Raw genomic sequence first — 6130 nt, 5'->3', positions numbered from 1 at the left:
CTGGGCAAACAGTTCGTCACCGGCCAAACCATTGAAGAAGCGCTGCAAAACGGTAAAGAGCGCGAGAAAATGGGTTACCGCTTCTCTTTTGATATGTTGGGTGAAGCCGCATACACCGAAGAAGATGCCAACCGCTACTACAACGACTACGTTCAAGCCATTCACGCCATCGGTAAAGATGCCGCAGGCCAAGGCGTTTACGAAGGCAACGGTATCTCCGTTAAACTTTCCGCCATCCACCCACGCTATTCACGCGCCCAACACGAACGCGTGATGAGCGAATTGTTGCCACGCCTGAAAGAATTGTTCCTTTTGGGTAAAAAATACGATATCGGTATCAACATCGATGCCGAAGAAGCCAACCGTCTCGAATTGTCTTTGGACTTGATGGAAGCTTTGGTTTCCGATCCTGACTTGGCCGGCTACAAAGGTATCGGTTTCGTTGTTCAAGCCTACCAAAAACGTTGCCCGTTCGTTATCGACTATCTGATCGACCTGGCACGCCGCAACAACCAAAAACTGATGATCCGTTTGGTTAAAGGTGCATACTGGGACAGCGAAGTGAAATGGGCTCAAGTAGACGGCATGGAAGGCTATCCGACTTACACCCGTAAAGTCCATACCGACATCTCCTATCTCGCCTGCGCACGCAAACTCTTGGATGCGCAAGATGCCGTGTTCCCACAATTTGCCACCCACAACGCCTACACTTTGGGCGCAATCTACCAAATGGGTAAAGGCAAAGACTTTGAACACCAATGTCTGCACGGCATGGGCGAAACCCTGTACGACCAAGTGGTCGGCCCGCAAAACTTAGGCCGTCGCGTACGCGTGTATGCCCCGGTCGGCACACACGAAACCCTGCTTGCCTACTTGGTACGCCGTCTGTTGGAAAACGGTGCAAACTCTTCTTTCGTGAACCAAATCGTTGACGAAAACATCAGTATCGACCGCCTGATTAAGAGTCCGTTCGACACCATCGCCGAACAAGGCATCCACCTGCATCCGGCATTGCCTCTGCCGCGCGATTTGTATGGCAAAGGCCGTCTGAACTCCCAAGGCGTCGATTTCAGCAACGAAAACGTATTGCAAAATCTGCAAGAAAAACTCAACCAAGCTTCTTCCGAAGACTTCCACGCCGCATCTATCGTCAATGGCGAAGCGCGTAACGTGGGCGAAGCGCAACCCGTCCGCAACCCTGCAGACCACAACGATGTTGTCGGCACTGTCAGCTTTGCCGATGCCGCATTGGCTCAAGAAGCTATTGGTGCAGCCGTTGCCGCCCTGCCTGAGTGGAGCGCCAAACCTGCTTCAGAACGCGCCGACTGCCTGCGCCGTTTTGCCGACCTGTTGGAACAACATACGCCTGCATTGATGATGCTGGCCGTCCGTGAAGCCGGTAAAACCTTGAACAACGCCGTTGCCGAAGTACGCGAAGCCGTTGACTTCTGCCGCTACTATGCCAACGAAGCTGAAAACACCCTGCCTAAAGATGCCAAAGCTGTCGGCGCAATCGTTGCCATCAGCCCATGGAACTTCCCATTGGCCATCTTTACCGGCGAAGTGGTTTCTGCATTGGCAGCCGGTAACACTGTTATCGCCAAACCTGCTGAACAAACCAGCCTGATTGCTACTTACGCCGTTTCCCTGATGCATCAAGCCGGTATTCCGACTTCTGCACTGCAACTCGTACTCGGCGCAGGCGATGTCGGCTCTGCCCTGACCGGCGATGCCCGCATCGGCGGCGTGATCTTTACCGGTTCTACCGAAGTAGCGCGCCTGATCAACAAAGCCCTGTCCAAACGCGACGACAGCCCTGTCCTGATTGCCGAGACCGGCGGTCAAAACGCGATGATCGTGGACTCTACCGCCCTGCCGGAACAAGTCTGCCTCGACGTATTGAATTCTGCCTTCGACAGCGCGGGCCAACGTTGTTCCGCCCTGCGTATCTTGTGTGTTCAAGAAGATGTTGCCGATAAAATGGTCAACATCATCAAAGGTGCAATGGACGAATTGGTTGTCGGCAAACCGACCCAACTGACCACAGACATTGGCCCTGTCATCGATGCTGAAGCCCAACAAAACCTGTTGGCCCACATCAACAAAATGAAAGGCGTAGCAAAGGCTTACCACGAAATCAAAACTGCCGCCGACGTTGATGACAACAACTCTACCTTCGTTCGTCCAATCCTGTTTGAATTGAATAACCTGAACGAGTTGCAACGCGAAGTGTTCGGTCCTGTACTGCACGTTGTCCGCTACCGCGCCAGCGAATTGGATCAACTCATTGACCAAATCAACGCCAAAGGCTATGCTCTGACCAGCGGCGTACACAGCCGTATCGAAGGCACTGTTGACCATATCCGCGACCGCATCGAAGCTGGTAACATCTACGTTAACCGCAACATCGTTGGTGCTGTTGTCGGCGTACAACCTTTCGGCGGTCACGGCTTGTCCGGTACCGGTCCAAAAGCAGGCGGTTCATTCTATCTGCAACGCCTGGTTCGTACTCCTGAATGGGTTGCCCCAACCCTCAGCCGAATCGGCCAAGCAGACGAAGACGCGCTCAAACGTTTGGAAACCCTGGTTCACAAACTGCCGTTTAACGCAGAAGAGAAAAAAGCCGCAGCCGCAGCTTTGGGTCACGCACGCGTCCGTACCCTGCGCAAAGCCGAAACCGTATTGGTCGGCCCGACCGGCGAACGCAACTCATTGAGCTGGCGCTCTCCAGAACGTGTTTGGGTACATGGCGGCAATCTGCTGCAAGCCTTCTCTGCCCTGACCGAGCTGGCAGCCGCAGGCATCCAAACTGTTGTTGAGCCAAACAGCCCACTGGCTTCCTACTCAGCCGATTTGGACGGTTTGTTGCAAGTCAACAGCAAACCCGAAAACGCAGGCATCAGCCATGTTGCCGCTATCGAGCCTTTGAGCAGCGAGCGCAAACAAGAGTTGGCCGGCCGCGACGGTGCGCTCATCCGCATCCTGCCTTCTGAACAAGGTCTGGATATCCTGCAAGTATTTGAAGAAATCTCTTGCAGTATCAATACTACCGCTGCCGGTGGTAATGCCAGCCTGATGGCAGTTGCCGACTAATCGTAGCCAAATCAAAGGCCGTCTGAAATTCAGACGGCCTTTTTTATCTATTTTTATTTACATTTTTGCCGGATATTCGCACAAATCATTAATCAAACATTTGCTGCATTGCGGTTTCAAAGCCTTGCACGTATAGCGGCCGTGCAAAATCAACCAATGATGGGCATCCATCAAAAATTCTTTGGGAATAAAGCGCATCAGCTTGTCTTCAACTTCACGCACATCCTTGCCCGGCGCGATTTTAGTGCGGTTGGCCACACGGAAAATATGGGTATCGACCGCCATAACAGGTTGCCCGAATGCAGTATTCAACACCACATTGGCTGTTTTACGGCCAACACCGGGCAAAGATTCCAAAGCCTCTCGGTCAGCAGGTACTTCGCCGTTGTATTTCTCCAGCAAAATACGGCATGTCTGCATGATGTGTTTGGATTTGGTTTTGTAGAGGCCTATGGTTTTGGTGTATTCCATCACGCCGTCCAACCCCAAATCCAACATAGCTTGCGGCGTATTGGCAACGGGAAAAAGTTTGGCAGTCGCTTTGTTCACGCCGACATCAGTTGCTTGCGCAGACAATAAAACGGCGATAAGCAGCTCAAACGGCGAGCTGAAATTCAACTCGGTAGTCGGATGAGGATTGGCAGCGCGGAAACGCTCGAAAATTTCTTGGCGGATTTGTTTGTTCATTGTTTGGATTATTTTTTTATTGGCGCAGCAATTATAGTGAAATCATGTTGATACGGCTACTTCAAGTAAAACAAGGCCGTCTGAAATTGTTTTCAGACGGCCTGATTATCAAACAGCCTACTGTTTATTTTTTACTCAAAGTCAACCCTGTCCAGCCAAACACCAGCGTCAGAGCCAAACTCAAGTAGCAGAAGAAGGCATAAGGCAGATATTCCCAAACAGGCACACCCAAGGCATGGCTGATGAATACGCCGCAGACGCTCCAAGGCACCAACGGGTTGATGACCGTACCCGCATCTTCCAGCGTACGGGCAAGGTTGCGCGAATGCAGGCCGAGTTTGTCATATACCGGCTTAAAGGTTTCGCCGGAAAGCAGGATACTTAAATATTGTTCGCCAATCAGGAAGTTGACGCCGACCGATGTCATGGCCACGCTGAAAGTAGCGCGTCCGGCATTGGTCAGGAACGCACGAATGGCCTCCAGCAAAGACGGAATCACACCAATGCTGAACAACAGGCCGCCCAAGCTCATGCCGAGTATCACGATGGTTTGCGTAAAGAACATGCTTTCTAAGCCACCGCGCGAAATCAAGCGGGCAATGTCTTTGAATGCTTCGCCTTCAAGTTTGTATCCGCTGTAAAACCACGCGCCCAGCTGTTTCAAATCAGGCGTACTGTGGAAGTAAGTCACAATCAGCGCCACCACAACGGTAAACAACATGGCCACAATGGCATTGACGCGCATCAGGGCGAGGACAACCAATAAAGCAAACGGAATCAGCGAGTAGGCATGCACCAAACCGGTTGCTTCCAATTGCGCGCGGAAAGCCTCGACGCTATTCATGTCATGCGCGGCAACATTGGGCAAGAGCCACAACATCAATGCCGCACTGATCAACCACGCAGGCACAGTGGTGTACATCATATTTTTGATGTGTTCGAACAAATCAATGCCGACAATCGAAGCGGAAATACCGGTCGTATCGGAAAGTGGCGACATTTTATCGCCAAAGAACGCACCCGACACAATCGCACCTGCCGTCATCGCCATATCGGCATGAAACGCAGCAGCCATACCCATAAATGCCACGCCGACAGTCGCACAAGTCGTCAAACTACTGCCGATGGAAATACCGATGATCGAGCAAAGCGCAAACGCCGAGAAATAAAAATAAGTCGGCGAAATCAATCCGAAACCGTAATACATCAGCGTCGGAATCGCACCACTCATCATCAGCGCGCTGACCATCAGGCCGATAAAGAAAAACAGATAAATCGCGCCCATGCCCTGCCCGACCGCGCCGATCATACCGTTTTGCATGTCTTGATATTTCAAGCCACGCATCAAACCGTACAAAAGCAAGACCACGATTGCCGTCACAATCGACATATGCGGCAGCCATTCAAGCGAAATAATCGTATAACCCATTGCCGCCACCAAAGCCAAGGCCACAGCGATGGCCTCAAAGCGCGGCATATTAAGTAAGGATTTGAAAGCAAACATTGTTCTTTGCCTTTTTAATAAGTATTTAACAGATTTTAGCATAACAGGCCGTCTGAAAAACCGGTTTCAGACGGCCTGTTGATTATTTTACGAAAACAACGCTCACAAATCCTTGCCATTTTCTTTAAAATAAACGAATTATTTAAAATAAAATATTTTTTAATTAAAATAAATGGAATTTTATTGCTTTTTAAAACGTCCATCATGTAAAAATGCCACTACTTGTTCGACCGTTTTACGGTTGAACAGCATACCGCTATGGCTGACAGGTAAAACGACATGATCGCGCATATTCGGACAATGCGTTTCGCTGACCAAAACCGTACCATCATGTTCGCCATGCAAACCTAAAACACGGCCCAGACCATACGGTTTGTTACCGGCGATACTGCCCAGCTCAACACCCGCTGGCAACTCAGGCATACTGCCGTCCAATGCCCCTTTGTAAGAGCCGCCCAATACCGGCTTTTGCAAACCCAAATTGAGCACACGTTGCGCGGCACGGCTGCCTTGATGCGGCGTACCCATGGTAACGATACGGCCGCTGACTTTATCCGGATATGCCGCTGCAAAATTGCGTAAGACCAACCCGCCCAAACTATGGCCGACAAAGTGCAGCGTTTCATCAGCATGGTTCTCATCAATCCATCGCGCCAAGTCCTCAACATGCCGATTCATTGAGTGCAACACACTGCAATAATCGAACAGCACAACTTCAAAACCTTCTTGTTCCAGCAAATACGCCAGCGGTCTCATGACCCACGAATGCATGTGCAAGCCATGCAGCAAAATGATTTTGGCCATTTTTTCCTCCTGTCATTTAAATCATTATGCCACAAAGTAAAA

At 50.7% G+C, this 6130-nt stretch carries 4 protein-coding genes; 1 reads left to right on the top strand and 3 read right to left on the bottom strand.

Annotation, left to right across the window (positions count from 1 at the left end):
- The coding region (putA, locus tag O3681_RS10870) for a bifunctional proline dehydrogenase/L-glutamate gamma-semialdehyde dehydrogenase PutA (protein ID WP_371459942.1) at positions 1–3093 on the top strand (3093 nt) is incomplete at its 5' end.
- 57 nt (positions 3094–3150) lie between these two features.
- On the opposite strand, the gene nth is transcribed toward putA, so the two are convergent.
- The 3 genes from nth to O3681_RS10855 all read right to left on the bottom strand — a co-directional run bounded on the left by nth (position 3151) and on the right by O3681_RS10855 (position 6088).
- The gene (gene nth, locus O3681_RS10865; RefSeq protein ID WP_049323145.1) at positions 3151–3780 is read right to left on the bottom strand and encodes an endonuclease III; all 630 of its coding nucleotides are present in this window, start codon (positions 3778–3780) and stop codon (positions 3151–3153) included.
- Between the two features lie 124 nt (positions 3781–3904).
- Complete coding sequence (gene nhaC, locus O3681_RS10860) at positions 3905–5284, bottom strand: Na+/H+ antiporter NhaC (RefSeq protein ID WP_049344642.1); 1380 nt, start codon at positions 5282–5284, stop codon at positions 3905–3907.
- A 180-nt stretch (positions 5285–5464) separates the two neighbouring features.
- On the bottom strand, positions 5465–6088 hold the full coding sequence (locus O3681_RS10855) for an alpha/beta fold hydrolase (RefSeq protein WP_371459941.1): 624 nt from the start codon (positions 6086–6088) through the stop codon (positions 5465–5467).
- Positions 6089–6130 lie beyond the last annotated feature (42 nt).

Origin of the sequence: Neisseria sp. 27098_8_158, from assembly GCF_041433145.1 — a bacterium.
GTDB classification, from domain to species: Bacteria; Pseudomonadota; Gammaproteobacteria; order Burkholderiales; family Neisseriaceae; genus Neisseria; species Neisseria subflava_E.
This window is presented reverse-complemented; position numbering and strand designations above follow the sequence as displayed.

What these genes read in the sequence shown, in the direction of transcription:
- nth (WP_049323145.1), bottom strand. Translation starts at nt 3,780, where the DNA reads ATGAACAAACAAATCCGCCAAGAAATTTTCGAGCGTTTCCGCGCTGCC.
- nhaC (WP_049344642.1), bottom strand. Translation starts at nt 5,284, where the DNA reads ATGTTTGCTTTCAAATCCTTACTTAATATGCCGCGCTTTGAGGCCATC.
- O3681_RS10855 (WP_371459941.1), bottom strand. Translation starts at nt 6,088, where the DNA reads ATGGCCAAAATCATTTTGCTGCATGGCTTGCACATGCATTCGTGGGTC.